Below are 26560 nucleotides of genomic sequence, written 5' to 3'. Positions count from 1 at the left end.
GGCGCGGTCACCTCGACCGACGTCCTCGCCCTCCTGGACGAGGCACTGACCGACGAGCGGTTGCGGGCGCGGCCCCAGTTCGGTCGGCCGGGGATCGGACCGTTAGCCGGACTGTCCCCCGAGGGTCTCCACGACCGTCTCGGCGACCCTACGCATGGTCAGTCGGCGGTCCATCGAGTTCTTCTGAATCCAACGGAAGGCCTCGGGCTCGCTCATGCCGTGGCGGGTCTGGAGCAGCCCCTTGGCCTGCTCCACCAGTTTGCGCGTCTCCAGACGGTCCTGGAGGCTGCCGACCTCGGCTTCCAGCGCCGCCAGCTCGGCGTAGCGGGAGGTGGCCATCTCGATCGCCGGAACCAGGTCCGACTTACTGAACGGCTTGACCAGGTAGGCCATGGCCCCGGCCTCCCGGGCCCGCTCCACCAGCTCCCGCTGGGAGAAGGCGGTCAGGATCACGACCGGCGCGATGCGCTCGGCGGCGATGCGCTCGGCAGCGGAGAGACCGTCGAGCACCGGCATCTTGATGTCGGTGATCACCAGGTCGGGTTTGAGCTCCTGGGCAAGCCGGATGGCGGCCTCACCGTCGCCCGCCTCCCCGACGACGGCATAGCCGTCCTCCTCGAGCATCTCCTTGAGATCCAGGCGGATCAGGGCCTCGTCTTCCGCGATCACCACACGGCTCTGCGTCCTCGTCACGTACACGAGGTTACCGAGATCCGCTAGTATGCTGACCGTTGGCCCCGGCAATCCGCGTCAATCGTGACTCCACCGTTGACCGGGAGTCGCTCCGGGGACACAGAGCAGGAAAACCGGACAAACCAGCCGGAATGATGGAATAGGCAGACATAAAGGTCTCAAACACCTTGGCTCGAAAGGGCGTGTGGGTTCGAGTCCCACTTCCGGCACAGAGCACTCAAGCCGCCCCAGGGCGGCTTTTTTGCCGTTCGGGGCACGTCGCGAAAGTGTCCGAAGCGTGAGCGAACATGCACTGTATGTACTCACGCGAAATCGTCGACAAGGCGCTGGCCCTGCACCGCTCCGGTTGGAGTCACCAGTACGTCGCTCGCGCCTGTGGGGTGTCGGAGCGCGCTGTTGGTCACTGGGCCAACGGCAGGCGCCGAACACGAGCCAAGGACGCGGAGCGTACGGCCTACTGCCCCAAGTGCGGCGAGGGCACCCTGGACCCCCTCGCCTACTCCTACCTGCTCGGCCTCTACCTGGGTGACGGCTACATCGGCGCCGTCTCCAAGGGGGTCCACTACCTCTCCATCATCTGCAGCGACACCTGGCCGGGGCTCAAGGTGGAGTGCGAGACCGCGCTCGCCCGTGTGTACCCGGTGTCGGTCTTCAAAGTGCAGAGGGAAGGCTGCACGGAGATCAAGTCCACGTCCAAGCACTGGCCCTGCATCTTTCCGCAGCACGGCAAGGGCTACAAACACTCCCGCCGGATCGCCCTGGAGCCCTGGCAGGCCGCCATCGTGAACCAGCATCCCGAAGCCCTGATACGCGGCCTCATCCACTCGGACGGTTGCCGGGTGATCAATCGGATACGCAGGAAGCGACGGAACGGGGAGACGGTGCACTACGAGTACCCGCGCTACCACTTCACGAACTCATCGACGGACATCGTGCGGGTGTTCACCGACGCTCTGGACCGGTTGGACATCGCGTGGAAGATCCACGTGATCAGGCAGGAACCGCGCTACCGGGACAAATATGTCGTTTCGGTGTCCCAGCGGGACGCGGTGGCGCGGATGGACGCGTTCGTCGGGCCCAAGTACTGAAGGCGCCCGCGCGCGGTGGGCGCGGGCCCGGACACGCGTCTCACCCCTCGCCGCGCCAGCGCTGGATGTCCTCCTCGGTGATCTCCTGCATCGGTGTGGGCTGGGTGATGCGGAGGTGGTTGCCGAAGGGGTCGCGCAGGGCGCAGTCGATGCCGTAGGGCTGCTGGGTCGGTTCCTCGGTGAACGTGACTCCGCGCGAACGCAGGGTGTCGAAGGTGGCCCGGCAGTCGTCGGTGTTGATGATGGCGGCGACGCCGAGGGCGCCCTTGGTGAGGAGTTCGCGGACCCGGGCGCCGTCCTCGTCCTCCGAGGGCACCTCCAGGAGGATGTGGCGTTCGGGGTCGGCGGGCAGGGTGATGGTGAGCCAGCGCATGAACCCCATGTCGACGTCGTCGCCGACCTGGAAGCCGAGTTTACCGACGTAGAAGTCGAGGGCCTCGTCCTGGTCGAGGACGGTGACGGAGTGGATGGCGATCTGTGTGAGCATGCGTCAACGCTACGTCCGGGCTGGTCAGCCGTGCTTCTACGCCACGTCAGTTTCGGGTCTGGCTCAGGAGGCGCGCAGATGGTCGCGCAGGGCGCGGGCGGCGCGTCCGATGAGCGCTTCGGCGGCGGGTTGGTGGCGGGCGGGGACGGAGGAGGCGGTGAGGGCGGCGATGGCGTAGGCCTCGCCGCCCCTGTGGTCGACGACGCCGACCTCGTGGCGGTGGTTGAGGACGCTGCCGGTCTTGGAGGACCAGGTGCTGGCGTCGGTGCTGAACTCGGGGGCGAGTCGGTGGCGGATGACGTTGTCGGCCATGAGCGAGCGCAGGCGGGCGGCGGTGTCGGGGTGGATGGTGGTGGGCCTCCAGACGGCTTGGAGGAGGTCGACGTGGGCGCGGGCCGATCCGGAGTTGGCGCGGGTGACGTCGAGTTGGGGGATGCGGTGGCCGCGCCCGGCACTGGCGGCCTGGATGGCGAGGGTGTGGGCGAGGTGGGTCTCGTCGGGGGCGAGGCGTTCGGCGGGGGTCTGGTTGAGGTCGCGGACACGGTGGCGGACGGTGATGCCGTGGAGGTCGTGGGCGCGCAGGATGTCGGTGACGTGGGCGGGAGGGGTGAGTTCGAAGAGGGCGTCGGCGGCGACGTTGTCGCTGACGCACAGGGCGAGGTAGAGCAGGTCGTCGACGGCGACGGTGGCGGGGTGGCGGAAGCGGCCGAGCCCGAGGGGTCCGGTGGTGGGGCCGTCGGGTGGGACGCGGACGGGGGCGGCGCCGTCGATCTCCCCTTGGTGGAGGCGTTGGAGGGTGGCGAGGGCGAGGGGGAGTTTGACGAGTGAGGCGGTGGCGAACTCGGTGTCGGGGTCGATGCCGATCTCGTGGCCGGTGTTGAGGTCGCGGACCAGGAGGGAGGCCTGGAGTCCGGCCTGTTCGAGTTCGGTCCGGAGTCGTTGGGTGATCACGGGGTGGGCGCTCCGAGGCATTGGGCGACGTGCGGGTGGAGGTGTGTGCGGAGTGTCTCGGCCTGTTCTCCGGTGGCGGTGTAGGTGCGGGTGGGTTGGATCTCTCCGATGGGGCGCCAGTGGAGGTCGAGGTCGTCGGCCTGGCGGGGTGAGCAGAGGAGGAGGTCGTGGGTGGTGAGGACTTCGGCGGTGGCGGTGGTGAGGTCGGCGGCGCGGGCGATCTGGGTGGGGTGGAGGCCGAGCGTGTCTCCGGTGTGGGTGAGGGGGTCGCGGATGTGGGGTGTGTCGTCCTCGGGTTGGAGCCAGAGTCGGCGGGGCGGGTCGGTGTCGTAGCGGTGGGGTCGGAGGGTTTCGAGGTAGTGGGTGCGGGCGTGGGGCGGGTGGTGGGTGGCGAGTCCGAGGGGGACGGTCCAGTGTGCCTGGTCGCGGGGGACGGCGGTGAGTGCCGTGCGGACCTGGCGGGTGTGGAGGAGTTCGTCGCGTTGGGCGGGGGGTGCGGGGTGGGGGTCGAGGTGGAGGTCGTGCGCGCGGGCGCGCGCGGTGAGGCGGGCGAGGTCGTGGGTGGTGCAGGTGGTGGGGACGGCTAGGCGCAGGGGTGTGCGCCGGGCCTGGGCGGCGTCGTGTTCGAGGGTGTGGGCGAGGTCGACGAGTCGGCGTGCGGTGGGCAGGACGGTGTGGCCGAACTGGGTGAGGGTGGCGCGTCGGGTGGTGCGGTCGAAGAGGGGGGCGCCGAGGTGTTTCTCGAGGGCGGCGATGCGGCGGCTGGCGACGGGTTGGGGGATGCGGGCGGCGGCCGCTCCGAGGGTGAAGCTGCCTCGGTCGCTGACGTGGATGAAGGCGGTGCAGGCTCCGACGAGGTCCATGGTCTGAGGTTATGCCGGAATCGCATGGAAGTGGCCATTGGCGTCTTGGACAGCATGGGTGGTGGTTGGTGAGACTGCGGGGGCGGGCCGGTTCTGGTTCGTACCTCTACTGATTCGTGTTCCTTTGGGGGCTTGTGTGAGCTTTTCTGTGCGCGGTGTGTGGTGGCGCGGTTTCGTCGCGTCAGTGGTGCTGGTGCCCGTGGTGGGGTGTGGCGCGGCCGGGGGTGAGGGGGGCGCGGGCGCTTCGGCGGAGTCGGCGTCGGTGACGGTGGACTTCGCGGCGGAGTTCGAGGCCCTGGAGGAGGAGTTCGACGCGCGGTTGGGTGTGTACGCGTTGGACACGGGGTCGGGTGATGAGGTGGCGTTCCGGGAGGATGAGCGGTTCGCGTTCGCCTCGACGTTCAAGGCGCTGCTGGCGGGGGTGGTGCTGTCGGAGAACTCGTTGGAGGAGATGGAGCGGGTGGTGACCTTCGACGAGAGCGTGCTGGTGCCGCACTCGCCGGTGGTGGAGGAGAACCTGGAGTCGGGGATGTCGCTGTTGGAGCTGTGCGACGCGACGGTGCGGTTCAGCGACAACGCGGCGGCGAACCTGTTGTTGGAGGAGATCGGCGGTCCGGAGGGGTTCGGTTCGGCGTTGGAGGAGCTGACCGGTGACGAGGTGACCAATCCGGTGCGGTGGGAGCCGGAACTCAACGAGGCGGTGCCGGGTGACGAGCGCGACACGAGCACCGCGCGGGCCCTGACGGGGAGCCTGGAGGCGTTCGCCTTGGGCGAGGTCGTGCCGGAGGACCGTCGTGAGGTGCTGGTGGACCTGCTGGTGCGGAACACGACGGGTGATGATCTGATCCGCGCGGGCGTGCCGGACGGTTGGGTCGTGGGCGACAAGACCGGTGGCGGGGGTCACGGGACGCGCAACGACATCGCGGTGCTGTGGCCCGAGGGGGGCGAGGGCGACCCGATCGTGCTGGCCGTGCTGTCGAGCCGTGACGTCGAGGACGCGGAGTACGACGACGCGTTGGTCGCCGAGGCGGCCGAGGTGGTCGTGGAGGCCCTGGGGTAGGGGCGGTCCGGCGGGTGTCGCGGGGGTTCTGGCCGGGTCGGGGCAGGTCGGCCAGAACCTCTGTAACTACCCAACCCATTCGCCCCCAAAGAGGCCCTTTGTCACTTTATGTAGCCGCAAGCGGGCCGAACCGGTCACATCACGGCCACAACCTGAGCACAACCCGTGGGTTCGGTCGCCGGAAAGCCGACCCGTCCCTGATCCTTGATGTCGGAAAGCCCGGTCGGATCGGGCTCGCAGCGAGAGAGGGGCGACGGTTGTTGACCGCGGTGGCCGGGGTGATCGGCGCGCTGGTGATCGGGGCCTGGGTCGTGGTGGCCTGGGGTTCCCGGCGGCGGCAGCCGTGGTTGTGGACCCCGGTGGCGCTGCTGGTGGTCCTGCTCGTCGCGGTGGACCTGCCCGGCTGGTCGTTCCTGCCCCTGGCGGCCCTGGGCGCGGGCTCCTTCGCCGAACTGGTGGTGGGTTCGCGCGAGTCGCCCGCGATCCGAACCAAGGACCCCGACGCCCCGTTGAGCACGCAGCGGTGGGCGGCCGCGGCGGCCGCCCCCTTCCGGGTCGCGCTGGCCGAGCCCTGGGACGTGGTGGCGCGGCCGAGCCTGCGCCGCCGCTACCGGCGGATGCTCGAACGCCAGTGGTCGGTGGTGGACCGCGAGTCGTTGCTGGCGGCCGTGGACACCCTCTGGGCCGGGTTGCACCAGGGCCCGAGCCTGGACCTCGCGGTGGACCTGCGTACGGGTACGGCCCGTTCCCGCCTCCCCCTGGACCAGGGCGGCCTGGACACCGGCGAGACGGTGGAGCTGACCCCGGAGCAGGTGGCCCGGCTGCGCGCGGTCACGGGCGTGGACGAGGGTGACGAGACGGTGATCATCGGCGCCTACCAGTGGTGGAAGTCGGTGCACGTCATCCGGTTGGCGTGCGGTGGGGCGACGCTGGACTGGCTGAGCCCGGTGGAGACGCAGACGCTGTTGCGGCGGGTGGCCTCCGACCTCCAACGGCGGTACTCGTCGTGGGGACAGCTGTCCACGGCCTTCCACGCCGGGTACCTGCTGTGGCCCGACAAGGGTGTGGACGACGACCCGGTGGAGGACGACCGGCCGGACGCCGACCGCGTGTGGGTGGCGCTGGGCCTGTTGGACGAGGACCCGCGCAGCCCGTGGAACCTGCTGCCGTGGGACATGCCGCTGGACCGGGTGACGTTCGAGGGCGGGGTCTCCACCACCCAGGAGTAGGCCCCCGGACTTCCGGCGGTTCGACCGCTCCCCCGCGCGACCCCTTTCCGGTGCGCCACTCCCCCGGTCTACGGCCCCGGACACGACTTCGGCCGCACCGGTCGGCCCGGAGAGGTCGGCGCGGCTCAGTACGCCTTCCCCCGGGCCGGACCTGATGCGGCCCGTCGGTCGGCGCCCGCTCGGGGCGCCCGTTCACGCGTCGCTCAGCCGTTGCCGAGGGCGACGGCGTCGCCGAGTCGGTGGACGCGCAGGGAGTTGGTGGAACCGGTGGTTCCGGGCGGGCTTCCGGCGACGATGACGACCTTGTCACCCTTGTGGTAGTCGCCGAGCTGGAGCAGTTCGCTCTCCACCTGGCGGACCATGTCGTCGGTGTTGTCGACCCAGGGGACGAGGTTGCTCTCGGTTCCCCAGGTGAGGGAGAGACGGCCCCGGGTGTCGGCCTCGGTGGTGAAGGCCAGGAGCGGGATGGGTGAGCGGTAGCGGGCCAGGCGCCGGGCGGTCTCACCGGACATGGTGAAGGCGACCAGGGCCTTGGCGCCGACGGTGGCGCCGATCTCGGCCGCCGCGCGGGCGATGGCGCCGCCGGTGGTCTCCGGCACCCGGTTGAGGATGTGCGAGGCGCGCAGGGACTCCTGCTCGGCGGCGCTGACGATGCGCGCCATGGTCTCGACCGTCTCGATGGGGTACTGGCCCACGCTGGTCTCGCCGGAGAGCATGACGGCGTCGGCGCCGTCGAGGACCGCGTTGGCGACGTCGGAGGCCTCGGCCCGGGTGGGCCGGGGCGCGCTGATCATGGACTCGAGCATCTGCGTGGCGACGATGACCGGCTTGGCCTTGTCGCGGCAGCGTTCGACGGCGCGCTTTTGCACCATCGGGACGTTCTCCAGGGGCAGTTCGACGCCGAGGTCGCCTCGGGCGACCATCACGCCGTCGAAGACCTCGATGATGTCCTGGAGGCGCTCGACCGCCTGGGGCTTCTCGATCTTGGCGATGAGGGGGACGGTGACGCCCTCCTCGTCCATGATGCGGTGGCACTCCTCGGCGTCCGCGGGGCTGCGGACGAAGGAGAGGGCGACCATGTCGACGCCCTGGGCCAGGGCCCAGCGGAGGTCTGCCTCGTCCTTGTCGGTGAGGGCGGGCACGCTGACGGCGACTCCGGGGAGGTTGAGTCCCTTGTGGTTGGAGACGGTGCCGCCGAAGACGACGCGGGTGTGGACCTCGGTGCTGGTGGTCTTGGTGCACTCCAGCACGACGCGGCCGTCGTCGATGAGGACGCGGTCACCCGGGCGGACGTCGCCGGGGAGGCCCTTGTAGGTGGTGGAGACGCGCTGGGCGTCACCGGGCACGTCCTCGATGGTGATGGTGAACTCGTCTCCGGCGGCGAGTTCGACGGGGCCGTCGGGGAAGGTTCCCACACGGATCTTGGGACCTTGGAGGTCGGCGAGGACCCCCACCGCTCGGTTGGCGTCCGCCGCGGCCTGCCTGAGGTTGGCGAGGCTGGCGCGGTGGTCGTCGTGGGTTCCGTGGCTGAGGTTGAGACGGGCGACGTCGAGGCCCGCGTCGACGAGGCGCCGGAGTGTCTCCGGGCTCGATGTGGCGGGGCCAAGGGTCGCAACGATTTTTGCTCGACGTGTCACGTCTATCACTTTAGAGCGTCCGGGGGATGGAGTGGTCTAAACCAGGTTGCGAATACACGTATCTGAGGTGGAGTCGGGGCGAATTCGGTCACCCTGCGTGAGCGGTGTTGGATGAGGGCGCGGTCCCGGGGGCCGTGTTCGTGTCCGAGGGAAGGGGTGTGCCGGTGTTCGATCGGTTCGCGGTGGAGTCCGCTCTGGCGGCGGAGGTGTCGGCGCTGGAGGAGGTCCTGCTGGGACTCTCCGAGACGGAGGTGGTGTTGCCCACACGGTGTGTCCCGTGGGATGTGGCCGCGTTGGCGGTGCACACGGTGGGTTCGTTGCACCAGGTGATGGTGGCGCTGGAGGGGGAGGCACCGAGCGTGTCGGAGCCCCTCGTGTCGGCCGCGGGGTACTACGTGCCGGAGGTGCGGTTCTCCCCGGAGGTGAACGCGGCCCGGGTGGAGGGGGCGGTGGAGCGGGCGGCGCGGCGTGAGGACGCGGCGGAGCCGGGACGGGTGCTGCGGGAGTCGTGGCGGGCCCTCGGGCGGCGTCTGGCGGACGAGTCGGCGGACCGGCGGATCGTGACGCGGCACGGCGACCCGATGCTGTTGACGGACTTCCTGGTGACGCGGGTGGTGGAGACGGTGCTGCACGGGTGGGACCTGGCGGACGCGCTGGGCCGGGAGCCGTGGACGGCGGGTGCCGCCGTGGAGGTGGTCCACGGGGTGGTGTTCGGTGCGGTGGACCCGCGCGAGCTGCGGCGGGTGCTGCCGGACCTGGCCGGGCCCGGGGGTGCCTCGGCGGCGGTGCGCGCGGTGACCGGGCGATCGGACTCCCCGGTGGACCGGGCGGCGCTGGAGGCGGCGGGGGTCCGCTTCCTCGCCCTGGGCTGACCCGCTGCCGGGCGGCGGTGGGGCCGACCCGCGTCCGCCGCCCCGGCACCGCCCCGGGGCGGTGCCGTCCGGTGCGGGACCTCAGTCGGGTCGGCGGGGGCTGGGCAGGTCGGGCTGGACGTGTCCGTAGGCCCGCAGGACGCGCAGCCGCTGGATGGTGCGCATGCCCTCGCGTTCGAGGGTGGCGACGGTGTCCCACTCGTCCCAGCAGGCGTCCCATCCCCCGTCGGGGCGCTGCTGGTCCTCGAACGCGGTGAGGTTGCGTTCGAGTTCCTCGTCCGTGAAGAGCGGGCGGGCGATGTGGTGCGGGTGGGAGGCCAGGTCGAGCGGCGTGTGGACGTGCCCGGTGGAGCGCGGGTGCACGTCGATGACGGCGCGGATCATGTGGGAGAGGTGGTTCATCGCGACGACGGCGCGGGCGCGGTCGGGGACGTGCTGGAGGAAGCAGCAGATACCGATGGCCTCGTGGGGGTCGGTCCACTTGAGGGTGTCGATCCGCTTCCAGCAGTAGGCGGTGGCGCGGTCCCGCCACGGGTGGGTGACGTTGTTCTTGTGCAGGAGTCCGGCGATCATCGCGGTGATGTCGAGTCGGCTGCCGAAGTCGTCGTTGTGGCGGAACCAGGGGGCGGCCTCGGTGTAGCGGGCGCTGGGCAGTGCCAGGGGCAGCCCGCCGTCCTCGTTGCTGACGGAGCTCAGGTATCGGCAGACGCCGACGCCCAGGGAGTCGGGAAGGGGTCCGAGTTCGTCCAGGTAGCGCAGGGCGATCTCGGTGGCGGCGGGCTGGCTGCCGTGGCCCCTCAGGTCGGGGTCGAGTCCGTTCCCGTAGCCGCCGTCGAGGTTGCGGTAGGCGGAGAGGGTGGCGCGGACGGGTTCGGCGGGGCCGCCCTGGAAGAGGTAGGCGAAGCGGTGCCGGTCGACGAGCCGGGCGCTGCGCATGGTGAAGTGTTCTGCTGCGCGGTACGAATCCCAGGTCACAACGGTCATGATTCGACGGTACGACTGGGCCGGGGTCAGGAGAACAGCACCGCCTTGATCCATTCGCGATCTTTACGCGGTGTTCTCGGCGCGCTTGCGTTGGCGGTACAGGTAAAGGGTTCCGGCCCAGGAGAGGGCGACGCTCAGGGCCACGAGGAGCTGGATGGTGATCAGGTGTTCGGCGGGGTAGACGACCCCGGTGAGGTAGTGGGCGATGAAGCCCTCGGGCGGGAGCCCTGCCTGTCCGGCGTTGCGTCTCCCCCAGTCCTCCACGTGGGTGAGGGGGCAGGTCCAGCCGATGACGGTGATGCCGAGTCCGTACAGGGCGCAGGCCAGGTGGGGCCAGATCGCGCGGGGCCTGCGCCAGGCCAGGAAGCCGCCGAGCGCGACGTAGACGAGGAAGGCCAGGTGGAGGACCATGGACCCTTCTCCGATGACGCGGTACACCATGGGTCGATGGTAGGCGCGACGAACCCCCCGTGGCGGGGCCACGGGGGGTTGGGGATGTTCCGGGTCAGACGAGCGGGCGCTCGGTGGGCGGGATGGCCACCGGCAGGACGGTGTCCTCGGAGAGGTAGCGGTCCACCCCGGCGGCCGCGGAGCGTCCCTCGGCGATGGCCCAGACGATGAGTGACTGGCCCCGGCCCATGTCCCCGGCGCAGAAGACGCCGTCGACGGTGGTGCGGTACTGGTCGTCGCGGACGACGTTGCCGCGCCCGTCGAGTTCGACGCCGAGCTGGTCGAGCAGGCCCTCCTTCTCGGGCCCGACGAAGCCCATGGCGAGGGTGACCAGGTCGGCGGGGATCTCCCGCTCGGTGCCCTCGACCGGAGCGAAGCCGTCCGGGCCCCGCTTGACGTCGACCAGCTTCAGGGCGCGCACGTTGCCCTGCCCGTCGTCGAGGAACTCCAGCGTGTTGACGGAGTAGATCCTCCTGCCGCCCTCCTCGTGGGCGCTGGTGACCTTGTACAGCATCGGCATGGTGGGCCAGGGCTGGTGGTCGGGGCGTGAGGCGGGCGGCTTGGGCATGATCTCCAGCTGGGTGACCGAGGCGGCCCCCTGCCGGTGTGCGGTGCCGACGCAGTCGGCCCCGGTGTCGCCGCCGCCGATGACGACGACGTGCTTGCCCTCGGCGTGGATGGGTGCGCGGTCGAGGTCGCCCTCCTGGACCCGGTTGGCCAGGGGCAGGTACTCCATGGCCTGGTGGATGCCGTTGAGTTCGCGGCCGGTGGCGGGCAGGTCGCGCCAGCGGGTGGCACCGCCGGTGAGGACGACGGCGTCGTGGTCGGCCCTGAGCCGCTCGACGGTGACGTCGACGCCGACGTTGACGCCGGTGCGGAAGACGGTGCCCTCGGCGCTCATCTGGGCGAGGCGGCGGTCGATGTGCCGCTTCTCCATCTTGAACTCGGGGATGCCGTAGCGGAGCAGGCCGCCCACGCGGTCGGCGCGTTCGTAGACGGTGACGTCGTGTCCGGCGCGGGTGAGCTGCTGCGCGGCGGCGAGGCCGGCGGGGCCGGAGCCGACGACGCCGACGCTCCTGCCGGTGCGGTGGGTGGGGGGCAGGGGCCTGACCCAGCCCTCCTCCCACGCGCGGTCGATGATGTTGACCTCGACGTTCTTGATGGTGACGGCGGGCTGGTCGATGCCGAGCACGCAGGCGGACTCGCAGGGCGCGGGGCACAGGCGGCCGGTGAACTCGGGGAAGTTGTTGGTGGCGTGGAGCCGTTCGACGGCCTCGGCCCAGTCGTGGGTGTACACGAGGTGGTTCCACTCGGGGATGAGGTTCCCGAGGGGGCACCCGTTGTGGCAGAACGGGATACCGCAGTCCATGCAGCGTGAGGCCTGCTTGGTGACGGTGCCCCGGTCGAGGTCCTCGTGGACCTCGCGCCAGTCCTGGATGCGGACGTCGACGGGGCGGTGGCGGGGGAGCTCGCGCTCGGTGATCTTCAGGAAACCCTTGGGGTCAGCCATGGTTCCTCCTCCTCTCGTGTGCTGACTTCAGGACTGCGCGGAGGCCATGACGGCCTCGTTGACGTCGCGCCCCTCGCGCTCGGCCTCGGCGCGGGCGAGCAGGACCCGCTTGTAGTCGCGCGGCATGACCTTGGCGATGCGGCCGAGGCCGTCGGCGCCCTGGGCCAGGAGGCGTTCGGCGACCGTGGACCCGGTCTCGGCGTGGTGGCGGGTGAGGACGTCGGTGAGGAAGTCGCGGTCCTCGTCGGTGAGGTCCTCGATCTCGACCATCTCGGTGTTGACGCGTCCTGGGTCGAGGTCGAGGACGTAGGCGGTGCCGCCGGACATGCCCGCGGCGAAGTTGCGCCCGGTGCGGCCGAGGACGACGGCGCGGCCCCCGGTCATGTACTCGCAGCCGTGGTCGCCGATGCCCTCGACGACCGCGAGGGCGCCGGAGTTGCGGACGCAGAAGCGTTCGCCGACCACGCCCCGGAGGAGGATCTCTCCGGAGGTGGCGCCGTAGCCGATGACGTTTCCGGCGATGATGTGTTCCTCGGCGGCCAGGGTGGAGGCGGCGGCGGGGCGGACGACGACGCGGCCGCCGGAGAGCCCCTTGCCGACGTAGTCGTTGGCGTCCCCGAACAGCCGCAGGGTGACGCCGCTGGGCACGAAGGCGCCGAAGGACTGTCCCGCGGACCCGGTGAAGGTGACGTCGATGGTGTCGGCGGGCAGGCCCTCGGCCCCGTGGCGCTTGGTGACCTCGTGTCCGAGCATGGTGCCCACGGTGCGGTTGACGTTGCGGACGGGGAGCTCGAGGCGGACGGGGCGGCCGAAGTCGAGCGCACCCTCGCTGAGCTGGATCAGGGTGTTGTCCAGGGCCTTCTCCAGGCCGTGGTCCTGGGCGCGCCGGTGGGCGCGGTGGTCTCCGGCGACGGGTTCGACCTCGTGCAGGATCGGGGACAGGTCCAGGCCCTGGGCCTTCCAGTGGTCGACCGCTTCGGTGGTGTCGAGCAGGTCGACGGAGCCGATGGCCTCGTCGAGGCTGCGGAAGCCGAGCTGGGCCAGGTACTCGCGGACCTCCTGGGCGATGTACTCGAAGAAGGTCACGACGTACTCGGCCCTGCCGGAGAACCGCTCCCGCAGGACGGGGTTCTGGGTGGCCACGCCCACGGGGCAGGTGTCGAGGTGGCACACGCGCATCATGACGCAGCCCGACACGACGAGGGGCGCGGTGGCGAAGCCGAACTCCTCCGCGCCGAGCAGTGCGGCGATGACGACGTCGCGGCCGGTCTTCATCTGACCGTCGGCCTGCACCACGATGCGGTCCCTCAGGCCGTTGAGCAGCAGGGTCTGCTGGGTCTCGGCGAGGCCGAGCTCCCAGGGCGTGCCCGCGTGCTTGAGGGAGGTCAGCGGCGAGGCTCCGGTGCCGCCGTCGTGGCCGGAGATGAGGACGACGTCCGCGTGGGCCTTGGACACGCCGGTGGCGACGGTGCCCACGCCCGCCTCGGAGACCAGCTTGACGTGGACCCGGGCGGACGGGTTCGCGTTCTTGAGGTCGTGGATGAGCTGGGCGAGGTCCTCGATGGAGTAGATGTCGTGGTGGGGCGGCGGTGAGATGAGGCCGACTCCGGGCGTGGAGTGGCGGGTCTCGGCGACCCACGGGTAGACCTTGTGGCCGGGCAGCTGGCCGCCCTCGCCGGGCTTGGCGCCCTGGGCCATCTTGATCTGGATGTCGTCGGCGTTGCTGAGGTAGTGCGAGGTCACGCCGAAGCGGCCGGAGGCGACCTGCTTGATGGCGCTGCGGCGCAGGTCTCCGTTGGCGTCGGGGGTGAAGCGGGCCGGGTCCTCGCCGCCCTCTCCGGTGTTGGACTTGCCGCCGAGGCGGTTCATGGCGATGGCGAGGGTCTCGTGGGCCTCCGCGGAGATGGACCCGTAGGACATGGCTCCGGTGGAGAACCTCCTGACGATCTCGGAGACGGGCTCGACCTCGTCGACGGGGACGGGCTCGCGCACGCCCTCCTTGAGGCGGAACAGCCCGCGCAGGGTCATGAGCCGGGTGGACTGGTCGTCGACCCGGTTCGTGTACTCCTTGAAGATCTCGTACTTGCGCGCGCGGGTGGAGTGCTGGAGCCGGAAGACGGTCTCGGGGTCGAAGAGGTGGGGTTCGCCCTCGCGCCGCCACTGGTACTCGCCGCCGACCTCCAGGCGCCGGTGGGCGTTGGGGTTGGCGGTGTGGGCGCGGCGGTGGCGCAGGGCGACCTCCTCGGCGAGGACGTCGAAGCCGACGCCGCCCAGGCGGGAGGTGGTTCCGGTGAAGCAGCGGTCGACGACCTCCTGGCCCAGTCCGAGGGCCTCGAAGATCTGGGCTCCGGTGTAGGAGCTGACGGTGGAGACGCCGATCTTCGACATGACCTTGAGGACGCCCTTGCCGAACGCCTTGACGGTGTTGGCGACGGCGGTGTCGGCGTCGACGCCGCCGAGGGTGCCGCGTTCGACGAGGTCCCGGACGGTGGCCAGGGCCAGGTACGGGTTGACGGCGGAGGCGCCGTAGCCGACGAGGAGGGCCACGTGGTGGCATTCGCGGACGTCGGCGGCCTCGACGAGGAGGCCGACCTCGGTGCGGGTCTTCTCGCGGACCAGGTGGTGGTGGACGGAGCCGGTGAGCAGCAGCGACGGGATCGGGGCACGCGCGGCGTCGGCGCGGCGGTCGCTGAGCACGAGGATGTGGGCGCCGTCGGCGATGGCGCGGGTGACCTCGGTGTTGATCTCGTCCAGTCGGGTGGAGAGGGCCGCTCCGCCGCCGTCGACGGGGTAGGTGCCGTCGACGGTGAAGGCGCGCAGTGCGGGGTTGTCGTCGCCCGCCGCGACGATGGCGGCGAGCTGGTCCTGGTCGACGACCGGGGTGGGCAGGACGAGGCGCTGGTTGCCGCCGGGGGTCGCCTGGAGGAGGTTGCCCTCGGCACCCAGGAGGGTGGACAGGCTGGTGACCATCTCCTCGCGGATGGCGTCCAGCGGCGGGTTGGTGACCTGCGCGAAGTTCTGCGAGAAGTAGTCGAAGAGCTGGCGCGAGCGGGCGGAGAGCGCCGCGACGGGCGTGTCGGTGCCCATGGAGCCGATGGGTTCGGCGCCGGTGCGGGCCATCGGGGTGAGGATGATCCTCAGTTCCTCCTCGGTGTAGCCGAACACCTGCTGGGCGAGGTGGAGTTCGGTGACCGGGGCGGGCTCGGCGGCGGGGAGGTCGGCCAGGCGCAGGACGCCGGAGTCGATCCACTCCTGGTAGGGGTGTTCGGCGGCGAGTTCGGCCTTGATCTCCTCGTCCTCGATGATCCGCCCCCGGGCGGTGTCGACGACGAAGATGCGGCCGGGCTGGAGGCGTCCCTTGCGCACGACCGAGGCGGGGTCGATGTCGAGGACCCCCGCTTCGGAGGCGAGGACGACGAGGCCGTCCTCGGTGACCCAGTACCGGCCGGGGCGCAGGCCGTTGCGGTCCAGGACGGAGCCGACGACGGTGCCGTCGGTGAAGGACACCGAGGCGGGGCCGTCCCAGGGCTCCATGAGGGTGGAGTGGTACTCGTAGAAGGCCCGGACGGCCGGGTCCATCTCGGTGTGGTTCTCCCACGGCTCCGGGATCATCATCAGGACGGCGTGCGGCAGGGAGCGGCCGCCCAGGTGGAGCAGTTCGAGGGCGTCGTCGAAGGACGCGGTGTCGGAGTCGTCGGGGTCGACGATCGGGAAGACGCGGGCGAGGTCGCCGGGGATGAGGTCGGTGGCGAGCTTGGCCTCGCGCGACCGCATCATGTTCCGGTTGCCCTTGACCGTGTTGATCTCGCCGTTGTGCGCCACGTAGCGGAACGGGTGGGCGAGTGGCCAGGACGGGAAGGTGTTGGTGGAGAACCGGGAGTGCACCAGGGCCAGGCCGGACTCGTAGCGCCGGTCGGACAGGTCCGGGAAGAACGGCTCCAGCTGCGGGGTGGTGAGCATGCCCTTGTAGGCGATGGTGCGCGGGGACAGGCTGGGGAAGTAGACGTCGGCCTCGTGTTCGGCGCGCTTGCGGACGCAGTACGCGTGGCGTTCGAGGTCGATGCCGGTGCGGCCCTCGGTGGCGGTGCCGGGCGTGCCGGTGACGAAGAGCTGCACGAAGGAGGGCATGGCCTCGCGGGCGGCGGGGCCGCTGTACTGGGGCTCGAAGGGCACCTCGCGCCAGCCCAGGAGGGTGAGGTCCTCGTCCTCGACGATGGCCTCGATGGTGCGCATGGCGGCGGCGCGCTCGGCCGCGTCGGAGGGGAGGAAGCCGATGCCGGTGGCGTAGGCGCCCGCTTCGGGGAGCGGGAAGTCGCAGACCTCGGTGTAGAGCGCGTGCGGGATCTGGGTGAGGATGCCCGCGCCGTCGCCGTCGTCGGGGTCGGCGCCGGAGGCGCCCCGGTGGTCGAGGTTGCGCAGGACGGTCAGGGCCTTGCTGACGATGTCGTGGCTCTGGCGTCCGTTGAGGTCGGCCACGAACCCGACTCCGCAGGCGTCGTGCTCGAAGGCGGGGTCGTACAGGCCCCGGGGCGTGGTGCCGGTGTGCGTTCGGTCGGACGAACGCCGCGCGTGTCCAGTGGACATGGGCCCTCCAGTCGTCTCTCGTCGGCTTCGTGAAAAGCGCATTCGGGACGACGTTGGCCCTGCTGCGAGCGTGATGCTGTTGTGTCCGCCGGGGGCGGTTCACCCGTGGGGCGTGGTGCCGGTCGGTGTCACCGTGCGGCGTGCACTTCCTCGTGTCGCCGGTGACGCGGGCGGCCCCGTTCCGGGCGGGCTATCTCTTATACAGGCTGGTCCGGTCCCGGTGCGAATCGCCGGTCCGGACCGGAGCCCTCCGGGGTCGCCCCCGGTTCCGGCCTTGCGGGTTGTTCCACGAGGGAAACCCGCTAAACCTCCCATAGGTGACGAAGCACCGGAGCTTGGCCGGTTCTTCACCGGGCGCGCGGGCGGCCCCGGACAGCGAAGTCCCAGGTTACCCCCGGGTCGTCCCGCCGCCCAAGAGCGGACGCGACGTGCGTGAGGGTGACATCCGACTCACCTTCGCGGCCGATGTCCGCGGGCCCGGCGGCGGCGCCGTCGCCGGGTCCGCGACATGGGAGGATCACACAATGGCAGGACACCCGACTTCTTCCGAACCGGTCGAACCACGGCTCGACGCCCCCGCCCCCCTTCCCGAGGCGGCGGAGGACCTCCTTCGCGCGCACGGGCCCGACGCTCCGCGTCCCCGGACGGTCCTGGCGCTCCTCCGCGACGGGCGGTGGTGGGGGGCCAACGACCTCGTGCGCGCCAGTGGTGTGGCGCACGCCGTGGTGGCTCCGCTGTTGAGGTCCCTGGGTGAGGCGGGCGAGGTGGAGCGCGAACCCGGCGGCGAGCGTTACCGCCTGGCGCGCCCCGACCTCTACGCGGGAGCGGCGGCGCCCGCTCTGGCCGACCCGGTGGAGCACCTGCTCGCCGGGCACGGCCGGGCCGCCGCCGAGTTGGCTCGGGCGGTGGCCGAGGGGCCCGCCTCCGACCTGGACCTGGACCACGTCACGGCGGCACCGGAGACCGCCCTGCGCCGGGCCCTGTTCCTGGACACCCGGTTCGACCTGCGCGAACGGACGCTGTTGTGCGTGGGTGACCACGACCTGACGTCCCTGGCCCTGACCCTGGTGCAGCCGCGAGCCCGCGTGGTCGTGGTGGACCTGGACGAGCGTGTGCTGGCCCACATCGACGCGGTGGCCGGGCGGCTGGGGCTGCCGGTGCGCACGCACGCAGCCGACCTGCGGCTGGGTCTGCCCGCGTCGCTGCGGGAGTGCGCCGACCTGGTCTTCACCGACCCGCCCTACACCCCGGACGGTGTGGACCTGTTCGTGCGGCGCGGGGTGGAGGGGCTGGCCGACCCGAGGCGGGGCCGGGTGCTGGTGGCCTACGGGGCCAGCGAGACCACGCCCAAGCTCGCGGCCGCGACCCAGTCCCGCATGGTGCGCTCGGGGCTGCTGCTCGAGGCGGTGTGGCCGGACTTCAACCGCTACCTGGGCGCGGAGTCGATCGGCGCGGCCAGCGACCTGTACGTGCTGCGGCCGCTCGCGCGTACGCCGACCTCCCCCGCCGCAGACGCCTCCCGCGTGTACAGCCAGGGGGTCAACGCCAAGGAGGCGCGGGGCGGGCTCGACACGGAGCGGGCCGCCGCCGTGGTGGACCGGGTCACCGAGCTGGCCGGGAGCGGGCCCGCCCTGGTCGGCGACTGGCCCCGGGAGACGCCCGGGGAAGCCCGTGTGCGCCTGTCCACCTGGATGGACTCCCCCACCGGCGCGGGCGCGACGGCCGTGGTCAACCTCACGTCGGGGTGGGAGCGGCTGGCGCCCCGCGCCGCGCTGGCGTCCACCGCCGACGACACCTTCGTGCTGGTGCCCTCCTCCTCGCGCTGGGTGCGGGACGAGGCGGGTCAGCGGGCCTTCCGGGCCCTGGTGGAGCCGGGTCTTCGCGTCCGGTTCCTGCGGGGTGTGGGCGCCGCCGACCTGACGGCGGTCCGGTGCGCTCGGGCCCCGGAGCCGGAGGAGGCCGTCGACCGCGTGCTGGCGCACGTGCGGGCGCGCGCGCACGGGACGCTGACGACGACGCTGCGTACGGGCCTGGTGGAGGCCTTCGCCCGCCTGGGGCGGCCCACCAACAAGCGCACGGCCCGACTCGCGGTCGCCGAGGCGCCGCGCTGGGTGGCCGGGCACAGCCTGTTGGACCTGCCCGAACACCGTTTCGCCGAGCTCCGGGAGGTGGCCGCGGGCCTGGTCGCCAGGGTGGGGCGGTCCCAGGAGGCGGAATCCGGCTGACCGGTGGGGCGGGAGGCCAGGACACGGGCGGGGCCCGGTGGGAGGTCGTTCCCACCGGGCCCCGCCCGCGTGTGCCGGGGTCGGTCCGCTATGTGCCGGGGACCGTCGGAACCTCGCCGGTGCCCTCGGCCGAAGGCTGTTCCGGGGTCGTCTCCGTCCCGGCGCCCTCACCCGCGCCGGGCACGCCCTCGGTGCCGGTGCCGTCGGTACCGGCGCCCTCCTCGGTAGTGGCGCCCTCCTCGGTACCGGGAGTGGTCTCACCGCCGCCGAGCTCGCCGATCCTGCGGAAGAACGGATTGCGGAAGTTGGCCAGGGTCACCAGCGGGGTGACCAGGCTGACCCGCTCCTCGACCGACTCGGAGTCGCCGGGCTGCACCCACACCACGACCAGGTAGTGGCCCGTGATGATGGCGTCGGCGGCGCTGTAGCCCGCGCCGAGGCGGTCGAAGGGCTCCTCACCGGACGGGGAGAGCACGAACCCGGGGTCGACCGGCTCCTCGCCCTCCTCGGTCTCGGGCAGTTCGAGCGCCTCGGCCACGGCGCGGCTGCCCTCGATGTCGGCGAGGTTGAACACCGCGACCACGCCGAAGACGTCGCCATCGGAGAGGTAGGTGGCGCGCCCGGCCTGCGTGCAGTCGGCGTCGGCCAGCGCCTGTTTCACCTGGTCGCCCCAGACCGCCGCCGAGCAGTCCTCGACCAGCTCCGAGTCGCGCAGGGTGAAGTCCAGGCTCTGCCCGGAGATCTCGGAGTTGTGGCGCTCGAACAGTTCGCCGGCGTTGAGCGGGCGGGTGTCGCTCTCGCGGGAGGAGAGCACGGTGTTCATGTTGCTGTCCTGGGAGTCCTGGACCTTGTACAGGGCCGGACGCGTCTCGCGGGCCGCCTGTTCCCCGCCGTCGTCGCCGGAGAACTGCAGGTACAGCACCGTTCCCAGCGCGATGAGCGCGACGACCAGGGCGCCGATCAGGACGGTCAGCATCCCGCCGAAGCGGCGGGAACCCTTCTTGCGTCGGCCTCCGCCCTTGCGGCGCCCGCCCTCGCGGTTCTCGGAGCGGCTCTGTTCCGCCGGGGCTGGGAGCTCTGCGGGCTCGCTGTTTCTCCTCCGACGGCCCGGCCTGCCAGGCGTCGACGGTTCAGAAGGGGACACCCAAAGGACCTTTCCGTGGATGCGGGCCGGTCACGTGGTGACCGGCCCGCGTGCGCTCGGGGACGGCGGGGAACGCGTCCCGCCTGGTGTCGACCCCGGGGCCCTGTTCCCACTTTTCGGCGGAACACACCCCGGCGGGCGGGTCGATCTGTCCGCGATCCTATCGGGGTGCCCGACGGGGCCGGACAGACCCGCTTCCTACTCCCCCTCGTCCTCGGGCTTGTGCGCGACGACCTCGTCGTAGACGAAGGCGAAGGCGCTCTGGGAGACCACGCTCGCGGTGGCGAGCCCGGAGTCGTCCCCGGGCGGCGAACCGTCGGTGCGCGCGACCCAGTAGACGGCCAGGTAGTGGCCCATCACCTGGGTGGTGGCCTGGCTGTACCCCTCCTGGAGTCCTTCGACGCCGTCGAGCTCGCGGGAGAGCAGGAAGCCCGCCCCGGTCTCCGCGTTGGTCGGGTCCATGGCGGCGGCCACCTCGCTGGCGCCGTCGCTGTCGGAGAGGTCGAACAGGGTCACCTGGGCGACGTACTTGTCCTTGGAGTCGGTGTACACGCCCGAGGCGGCGTTCAGGCAGTTGGCGTCCAGGAGGCTCTGACCGAGCTGCTCGCCCCACACCAGGGAGGTGCAGGAGTCGGTGACCTCGGACTCCTGGAGGTTGAGCTTCATCCCGGCCATGTCGAGTTCCTCGACCGACCCGAAGACGGACTCGTCCGTCATCGGTTCGACGTCGCCGGGACGGTTCTCGATGGAACCGAACACCTCCGGCCGGTCCGGCTCGAACAGGTACAGCTCCGGTGTGATGGTGCTGTGCCCCTCGGGCGGCGCGACGATGGTGTCCTCGCCCCGGTCGGTATTGCCGCCGGTGCCGGTGACGAGCTGGTAGGTCAGCAGGCCCAGGAGCGCGACCAGGGCGATGCTGAAGGCTCCCAGGAGCACGCCGAGCACGGCGGTGCCGCGCTTGCGCTTGCTCTGCTCGGCCAGGGTGTAGACGATCTGGTTGGGCCGGTCGCCCAGGACCGACACCTTCTTGATCGCGGACGCGGAGAACGCGGAGACGCGCCCCACACCCTTCTTGTCCTTCCTGTCCTTCTTGTCCCTGCGTCGGCCCTTGCGGCCAGCGGCGGCTCCGGCCTCCTGCTCCGGCGCCTCCCCGTCCTCGTGGTCGTCGTCGTACCCGGTGTCCGGGTCGTCGTCGTAGTCGTCGTGCTCGGCGTCCGAACGGGCCCGGGTGTGGCCGTACTCCTCGGAGAAGTCCTCCTCCGGGTCGTACTGCTCCTCGTACCCGTCCTCGGGGCCGTAGTCGTCGACGTGCTCTTCGGTGCGGGCGCTGTCGGCGCGGCGGGACCCGCCGCGCCGACGTCTGCGTCCGTGACCGGACTCGGCTCTGCTCACGGTCTTTCTCAATCGTCAACCCGTGGTCTGCTCGACTGGTGCGGGCTTCGTCGTACGGTGTTCACGGCCACGGGCCGGGAGCACCGGTTTTCGGAATGGTCCCGCTCTACTCGGGCTTCGACCCGGAGTCGCCCCCCGCGCCGTCGGCGCCGTCCTCAGCCGTGCCCTCGCTACTAGATCGCTCAGGACTCGGGTGGTATTCCGTCCCGGCCTCCTCGGATGCCCCCGTGGCCTGGTCGAACACCGAGTCGTCGCCGTCGACGGCGCTGTACACGGTGCCCTCGTCCGCCTTCTCCCCGGTGGACGTGTCCCCGAACACCTGGGTCCCGGCGTCCTGACCGTGGGGGACGACGGCGGTGGAGAAGGAGTCGATGCGGCGGCCCGCCCAGACGAAGTAGGCGAGGGCGCCGAGGAGGACCACGATGGAGGTCCAGTTGTTCAGGCGCATACCGAAGAAGTCGTTGGCCGGGTCGACGCGCAGGTACTCGATCCAGAAGCGGCCCGCGCAGTAGCCCATGACGTACACGGCGAAGAGGCGTCCGCCCTGGAGGGAGGACTCGAAGCGGCGGCCGAGGTAGGCCAGCAGGACCGCGAGGAGCAGGCACCACAGGGACTCGTACAGGAAGGTCGGGTGGTAGGTGGTGACGCCGACCTCCATCCCGGCACGCATGTGGCCCTCGGGGGTGGGGTAGATCTCCAGGGCCCAGGGCAGGTCCGTGGGGCGGCCGAAGAGTTCCTGGTTGAAGTAGTTGCCCCAGCGGCCGATGGCCTGGGCGAGCGGGATGGTGGGGGCGATCGCGAAGGAGAGCTTCGTCATGGAGAGCCCGCGCTTGCGGGCGACCAGCCACACGCCCACGGCGCCCAGCGGGATCGCGCCCCAGATGCCGAGGCCGCCCTCCCACACGTACAGGGCCCGGATCGCCTCACGGTCCGGGCCGAAGTACAGGTGGGCGTCACTGATCACGTGGTAGAGGCGGCCGCCGACCAGACCCAGGATGACGGCCCACACGGCCATGTCCATGATCGTCCCGGCCTCGCCGCCCATGGACTTCCAGCGGCGCTCGCTCCAGTAGACCGCCACGACGACCCCGGCCAGGATGCACAGGGCGTAGAAGTGGATCTGGAACGGCCCGATGGGGATCGCGTTGATCTCGGGGCTGGGAATGGCCGCGAGGGCGCGGCCGAGCCCGGCCGCGCCCTCGGAAGCTGTCGACGACAATGTCACTGCTCTGCTCTCGGGTTCGCCCCGCGTGCGGGGTGGTGATCAGGGGTTCTCCTCCGCGTCACCCCCGCCGTCGACATCCTTGGGCCTGGTGCTGACCTTGCCGTCGCCCGCGTCGGCGATCGCGTCGGAAAGGCCCCTGGCGGTCATGGCGGTGTTGCCGTCGAGCAACTCGCCGTTGATGTAGACGGAAGGCGTGGCGCGGAACTCGTTGGCTCCGCTGTAGCGAGTGTAGGCCTTCCCCGTGGCCTCGATGATCTCGCCCGTGTAGGTACCGTCCAGGAAGGAGGGGTCGTGTCCGTTGCCGGCTCCCCAGCTGATGAGGTCGGACAGGACCATGGTCCCGATGTTCTCCTGGCCGATCTGGTCGACGGCGTCCGCGGTGAGTGCGGGCAGGTAGTCCTCGGTGAACTCCTTGACGATCTCCGCCTCGCCCTCGACGCGGTCGTCGAACGCCCGGGCGTCCTCGTCGGAGGCGCCGGTGTCGCGGAACCACTGCTTGAGCTCGTCGACGGTGAAGCCGTCCTTGGTCTCGGTGGGCTGGTTCTCGAAGAGGGTGTCGTTGTACTCGACGAACACGCCGTAGTCGGCGGCGGCGCGGGCGGCGGCCCCGGCCCGCAGGGAGTTCGAGCTGATCGGGACGGGCTGCTGGGCGAAGATGCTGACCGGCCGGTAGTGCACGATGGCGGCGCCGGAGGCCGCCTGTTCCTTGAGGACGTCGCCGCTGAAGTGCTCGAACTGGCGGCAGGCGGGGCACTGGTAGTCGGCGTAGACCTCGACCACCGGGGCGGTGGTGTCGGGTTCGGCCATGATGACGCTGCCGTCGTCCTGGAGGGTCTGCTCGGCCAGCGGGCCGTCGTAGCCCTCGCTGCGGTCGGAGGTCATGACGGCGTAGCCGATGCCGACGACGAGCAGGACGACGGCCGCGGCGGCGCCGACGACGATGAGGGTCCGCCTGCGTTTGGCCGCCCGCTTCTCCTTCTCCCGCTGTTCCCTGAGCTTCTCGCGGGAGCGCTTGCGCGCTTCACTCCCCATGGTGTTCCTCTGTTTCTGGCTTTCTGGGATGGTCGACCGTCACTCGGGGGTTCCGGGGCGTGGGCCCCGCCGCCGTGGTGGCCCTAGCGGAAGAGCCCGAGGGCGCGGTCGAGGGCGAAGGGGGACCGCGGCCAGAGCGCGATGAAGGCGCCCATGGCCGCGAAGGCGACGTCGCGTGCGATGGAGAGCCCGTAGGTGGTCTCGCCCGGGTCGACCTGTCCGCCGCCGCCGAAGCAGCCGCAGTCGATGTTGAGTCCGCGGGCCATGGCGGAGACGATCCCGGCGATGAAGACGACCATGAGCAGGGCGCTCACGGCACCGACCTGCCGGGAGGCCAGGCCCGCGAGGAGGAGCGCGGCGAGCGCGAGCTCGAAGAGGGGGAGGACGTGTCCGATGAACCAGGCGACCTCGGTGGGGAAGAGGTCGTAGGCCTCCACCGCCTGGACGGACAGGGCCGGGGGGAACTTGGTGACGGCCGCGGTGATGAGGACGGCGGCGAGCCCGATCCGGCAGGCGAGGGTGAGCCAGGGTTGGACGGTCTCCCAGCGGCCGGCGGGCTGGGTGGCGGGGGCGTCGTCGTGGGTGTCCGTCATCTGTGAGGCCTTCGGGAGTGGGGGTCGGTTCGTCCGCGTCCATGGCGCTGGGTGCGCGCGATGTCGCTCTTCGTGTCGAACTCAAAGCCTACTGTGTGTAGCGAGTCAGTGGCACAGGGCGGTGATCGCGGGCGCGCGACCGGGGGCCGCGCGTCCGGCGCACCGTCATCACACCACCCGTGGCGTGGTGGGGTGGCCGCTTCGAGAGGATTCGCGGGGCCCTCTCACCCGATTCTCACCCTCTTAACCCGCGGCTGGACCTGCCGTTCGGGACGGTGGACGCGAGACCCCGGTGTGGGTCGCGCCGGTCCGGCGCGACCCACACCGGGGTCGTTGGTGCGGCCGTGGGGGCGGCCGTGGGGGCGGTTAGCGGGAGCGGACCCCGGCGGCGAGTTCCTCGGCGAAGGAGCGGACCGCGATGAGTCCGGTCTCCAGGTCCGGTGCGTCGAGCACCCGCTGGCAGAAACCGGCGCCGACGATGACGCCGTCGGCGTAGGCGGCGACCTCGGCGGCCTGCGCGGCCGTCGAGATGCCCAGACCCACACAGATCGGCAGGCCGGATTCCCGGGTGACCCCGCGGGTACGGCGCACCAGGGTCTCCGCGGTGTCGGCGACCTGGGTCCGGGTACCGGTCACGCCCATCAGCGAGGCCGCGTACACGAACCCGCTGCACGCGCCGGTGGTGAGCTCCAGGCGCCGGTCCGTGGAGGAGGGGGCGACGAGGAAGATCCGGTCGAGCCCGGCCTTGTCGGAGGCGGCGAACCACTCCTCGGCCTCCTCCGGGATGAGGTCGGGGGTGATGACCCCGGCCCCGCCCGCCCCGGCGAGGCCGGTGGCGAAGCGCTCGACCCCGTAGCGCTCGATCGGGTTCCAGTACGACATGACCAGAGCGGCGGCGCCGGTCGCGGCGGTGGCCTCCACGACGCGGAACACGTCGTCGGTGGTGGTGCCCGAGGCCAGGGCGCGGTCGGCGGCGCGCTGGATGGTGGGGCCGTCCATCATGGGGTCGGAGTAGGGCAGCCCGACCTCGATGACGTCGCACCCGCCCTCGACCATGGCCTGGACCACCCGGATCGAGGACTCCACGTCGGGGAACCCGGCGGGCAGGTAGCCGACGAGCGCGGCCCGCCCGGCCTCCCGGGTCTGGGCGAGCTTGGTCTGGAGCGTGGTCGTCATGCCTGTCCCTCCGAGTCGACGAGGCCGAAGTAGGTGGCCGCGGTGTGGACGTCCTTGTCGCCGCGCCCGGAGAGGTTCACCAGGATGACGGCGTCCGGTCCGAGCCTCCTGCCGAGCCGGAGCGCGCCCGCCAGGGCGTGGGCGCTCTCGATCGCCGGGATGATGCCCTCCGTGCGGCACAGCAGCCGGAAGGCGTCCATGGCCTCGGTGTCGGTGACGGGCTCGTAGGTCGCGCGGCCGGTGTCCGCCAGGTGGGCGTGCTCGGGGCCGACGGCCGGGTAGTCGAGCCCTGCGGAGATGGAGTGGCTGGGCAGGGTCTGCCCGTACTCGTCCTGGAGCACGAAGGTGCGGGCTCCGTGGAAGACACCGGGGCTGCCCGCGGTGATGGAGGCCGCGGTCCGCCCCGTCTCGGCCCCCTCTCCCCCGGCCTCGAACCCGTACAGGGCGACGCTCTCGTCGGGGATGAAGGCGGCGAAGACCGCGATGGCGTTGGAGCCGCCGCCGACACACGCCGCGACGGCGTCGGGGAGCCGCCCGGTGAGGTCGAGGACCTGCTGGCGTGCCTCGGCGCCCACGGTGAAGTGCAGGTCGCGGACGAGCTTGGGGAAGGGGTGCGGACCCGCCGCCGTGCCGAACAGGTAGTGGGTGTGGTCGACGTTGGCCACCCAGTCGCGGAAGGTCTCGTTGATGGCGTCCTTGAGGGTGCGGCTGCCGATGGTGACCGGGACGACCTCGGCCCCGAGCATGCGCATGCGGGCGACGTTGAGGGCCTGCCTCCTGGTGTCCTCCTCCCCCATGTAGATGACGCAGTCCAGGCCCATGAGGGCGCAGGCGGTGGCGGTGGCCACACCGTGCTGGCCCGCTCCGGTCTCGGCGATCACACGGGTCTTGCCCATGCGTTTGGTGAGCAGCGCCTGGCCCAGCACGTTGTTGATCTTGTGCGAGCCGGTGTGGTTGAGGTCCTCGCGCTTGAGGAGGACGCGCGCGCCGCCCGCGTGCTCGGAGAGGTTGCGTGCCTCGGTGAGGAGGCTGGGACGCCCCGCGTAGCTCTTGAGGAGTTCGTCGAACTCGGTGTGGAAGGCGGGGTCGTCCTTGGCCTTGGCCCATTCGGCCTCGACCTCGTCGAGGGCCGCGATGAGGGCTTCGGGGGCGAACCGGCCGCCGAAGCGGCCGTAGTGCCCGCGGTCGTCGGGCACCGGTTGGGCGTGGCTCATGGGAAGTCTCCTGGTAAGAGGAGGCCGAGCGCGCGGGTCCGCCCGGGGCTCCTGACCACCCTGCTGCCCTTCATGGGCAGGCGCAACTCCGTCGACCGGCGCGTCGCCATCAACTCCATCGGCCCGGTCTGGGACGCCAACGAGGTGTGGC

General features: G+C 71.2%; 21 protein-coding genes, 1 tRNA gene and 1 pseudogene. 7 read left to right on the top strand and 16 right to left on the bottom strand.

Going from position 1 to position 26560, the window contains the following annotated elements; translation table 11 throughout:
* Positions 1-102: 102 nt before the first annotated feature.
* Complete coding sequence (locus ABZ635_RS23480; protein WP_357768935.1) at positions 103-672, bottom strand: response regulator; 570 nt, start codon at positions 670-672, stop codon at positions 103-105.
* A 146-nt stretch (positions 673-818) separates the two neighbouring features.
* Between ABZ635_RS23480 and ABZ635_RS23475 the strand changes: the two genes are divergently transcribed.
* Together ABZ635_RS23475 and ABZ635_RS23470 are read left to right on the top strand one after the other, a co-directional pair.
* A tRNA-Leu gene (locus ABZ635_RS23475) sits at positions 819-902 on the top strand.
* Between the two features lie 87 nt (positions 903-989).
* Complete coding sequence (locus ABZ635_RS23470) at positions 990-1781, top strand: helix-turn-helix transcriptional regulator (protein ID WP_357768921.1); 792 nt, start codon at positions 990-992, stop codon at positions 1779-1781.
* A gap of 40 nt (positions 1782-1821) precedes the next feature.
* On the opposite strand, the gene ABZ635_RS23465 is transcribed toward ABZ635_RS23470, so the two are convergent.
* From ABZ635_RS23465 to ABZ635_RS23455, 3 genes are all read right to left on the bottom strand, one after another.
* On the bottom strand, positions 1822-2268 hold the full coding sequence (locus ABZ635_RS23465; protein ID WP_357768919.1) for a VOC family protein: 447 nt from the start codon (positions 2266-2268) through the stop codon (positions 1822-1824).
* Positions 2269-2331: 63 nt separating this feature from the next.
* On the bottom strand, positions 2332-3219 hold the full coding sequence (locus ABZ635_RS23460; RefSeq protein WP_357768917.1) for a serine hydrolase: 888 nt from the start codon (positions 3217-3219) through the stop codon (positions 2332-2334).
* Positions 3216-4082, bottom strand: coding sequence for a LysR family transcriptional regulator (locus ABZ635_RS23455; RefSeq protein ID WP_357768916.1), 867 nt, complete (start codon positions 4080-4082; stop codon positions 3216-3218). The genes ABZ635_RS23460 and ABZ635_RS23455 overlap by 4 nt, the downstream gene beginning before the upstream one ends.
* A 136-nt stretch (positions 4083-4218) precedes the next feature.
* On the opposite strand from ABZ635_RS23455, the gene bla reads away from it, so the two are divergent.
* On the top strand, positions 4219-5142 hold the full coding sequence (gene bla / locus ABZ635_RS23450) for a class A beta-lactamase (protein ID WP_357768914.1): 924 nt from the start codon (positions 4219-4221) through the stop codon (positions 5140-5142).
* A gap of 257 nt (positions 5143-5399) precedes the next feature.
* Positions 5400-6371 carry a DUF1266 domain-containing protein gene (locus ABZ635_RS23445; RefSeq protein ID WP_357768912.1) on the top strand — a complete coding sequence of 324 codons (972 nt, stop codon included), beginning with the start codon at positions 5400-5402 and terminating at the stop codon, positions 6369-6371.
* Positions 6372-6574: 203 nt separating this feature from the next.
* On the opposite strand, the gene pyk is transcribed toward ABZ635_RS23445, so the two are convergent.
* A complete protein-coding gene (gene pyk, locus ABZ635_RS23440; RefSeq protein ID WP_357768910.1) occupies positions 6575-8008 on the bottom strand; it encodes a pyruvate kinase in 1434 nt (477 codons plus the stop codon).
* 164 nt (positions 8009-8172) lie between these two features.
* On the opposite strand from pyk, the gene ABZ635_RS23435 reads away from it, so the two are divergent.
* Positions 8173-8880: a maleylpyruvate isomerase N-terminal domain-containing protein gene (locus ABZ635_RS23435; protein WP_357768933.1), complete on the top strand. Its 708-nt coding sequence runs from the start codon at positions 8173-8175 to the stop codon at positions 8878-8880.
* Positions 8881-8961: 81 nt separating this feature from the next.
* Here the strand turns inward: ABZ635_RS23435 and ABZ635_RS23430 are convergent, their stop codons facing one another.
* From ABZ635_RS23430 to gltB, 4 genes are all read right to left on the bottom strand, one after another.
* Positions 8962-9855, bottom strand: coding sequence for a prenyltransferase (locus ABZ635_RS23430; RefSeq protein WP_357768931.1), 894 nt, complete (start codon positions 9853-9855; stop codon positions 8962-8964).
* Positions 9856-9927: 72 nt separating this feature from the next.
* The gene (locus ABZ635_RS23425; RefSeq protein WP_357768908.1) at positions 9928-10305 is read right to left on the bottom strand and encodes a DUF2784 domain-containing protein; all 378 of its coding nucleotides are present in this window, start codon (positions 10303-10305) and stop codon (positions 9928-9930) included.
* A gap of 64 nt (positions 10306-10369) precedes the next feature.
* The gene (locus tag ABZ635_RS23420; protein ID WP_357768906.1) at positions 10370-11824 is read right to left on the bottom strand and encodes a glutamate synthase subunit beta; all 1455 of its coding nucleotides are present in this window, start codon (positions 11822-11824) and stop codon (positions 10370-10372) included.
* A gap of 27 nt (positions 11825-11851) precedes the next feature.
* Entirely contained in the window at positions 11852-16408 is a 4557-nt protein-coding gene (gltB, locus tag ABZ635_RS23415) for a glutamate synthase large subunit (RefSeq protein WP_357768904.1), read from the bottom strand.
* 524 nt (positions 16409-16932) lie between these two features.
* Here gltB and ABZ635_RS23410 point away from each other — a divergent pair.
* Positions 16933-18633 (top strand): bis-aminopropyl spermidine synthase family protein, encoded by a 1701-nt coding sequence (locus ABZ635_RS23410; protein WP_357768902.1) that lies wholly within the window; start codon positions 16933-16935, stop codon positions 18631-18633.
* Positions 18634-18721: 88 nt separating this feature from the next.
* Here ABZ635_RS23410 and ABZ635_RS23405 read toward each other — a convergent pair whose 3' ends face one another.
* The 7 genes from ABZ635_RS23405 to trpB all read right to left on the bottom strand — a co-directional run bounded on the left by ABZ635_RS23405 (position 18722) and on the right by trpB (position 26409).
* A complete protein-coding gene (locus ABZ635_RS23405; protein WP_357768900.1) occupies positions 18722-19777 on the bottom strand; it encodes a hypothetical protein in 1056 nt (351 codons plus the stop codon).
* Positions 19778-19975: 198 nt separating this feature from the next.
* Positions 19976-21169 carry a hypothetical protein gene (locus tag ABZ635_RS23400; protein ID WP_357768898.1) on the bottom strand — a complete coding sequence of 398 codons (1194 nt, stop codon included), beginning with the start codon at positions 21167-21169 and terminating at the stop codon, positions 19976-19978.
* Positions 21170-21275: 106 nt separating this feature from the next.
* Positions 21276-22388, bottom strand: a complete 1113-nt coding sequence (gene lgt / locus ABZ635_RS23395) for a prolipoprotein diacylglyceryl transferase (protein ID WP_357768896.1) — start codon at positions 22386-22388, stop codon at positions 21276-21278.
* Between the two features lie 45 nt (positions 22389-22433).
* Complete coding sequence (locus ABZ635_RS23390; RefSeq protein ID WP_357768894.1) at positions 22434-23426, bottom strand: thioredoxin domain-containing protein; 993 nt, start codon at positions 23424-23426, stop codon at positions 22434-22436.
* A gap of 83 nt (positions 23427-23509) precedes the next feature.
* Positions 23510-24019: a MauE/DoxX family redox-associated membrane protein gene (locus ABZ635_RS23385; protein WP_357768892.1), complete on the bottom strand. Its 510-nt coding sequence runs from the start codon at positions 24017-24019 to the stop codon at positions 23510-23512.
* Positions 24020-24385: 366 nt separating this feature from the next.
* Positions 24386-25195, bottom strand: a complete 810-nt coding sequence (trpA, locus tag ABZ635_RS23380; RefSeq protein ID WP_357768890.1) for a tryptophan synthase subunit alpha — start codon at positions 25193-25195, stop codon at positions 24386-24388.
* Positions 25192-26409 (bottom strand): tryptophan synthase subunit beta, encoded by a 1218-nt coding sequence (trpB, locus tag ABZ635_RS23375; protein WP_357768888.1) that lies wholly within the window; start codon positions 26407-26409, stop codon positions 25192-25194. The genes trpA and trpB overlap by 4 nt, the downstream gene beginning before the upstream one ends.
* 60 nt (positions 26410-26469) lie before the next feature.
* Between trpB and ABZ635_RS23370 the strand changes: the two are divergent.
* Positions 26470-26560 (top strand): annotated as a pseudogene (locus tag ABZ635_RS23370) (cytochrome d ubiquinol oxidase subunit II); the annotation flags it as partial.

This window comes from Nocardiopsis sp. NPDC007018, from assembly GCF_040635075.1.
Classification (GTDB): Bacteria; Actinomycetota; Actinomycetes; order Streptosporangiales; family Streptosporangiaceae; genus Nocardiopsis.
Note: the sequence above shows the minus strand (reverse complement) of the source record. Positions and strands in the feature narration are given on the sequence as shown.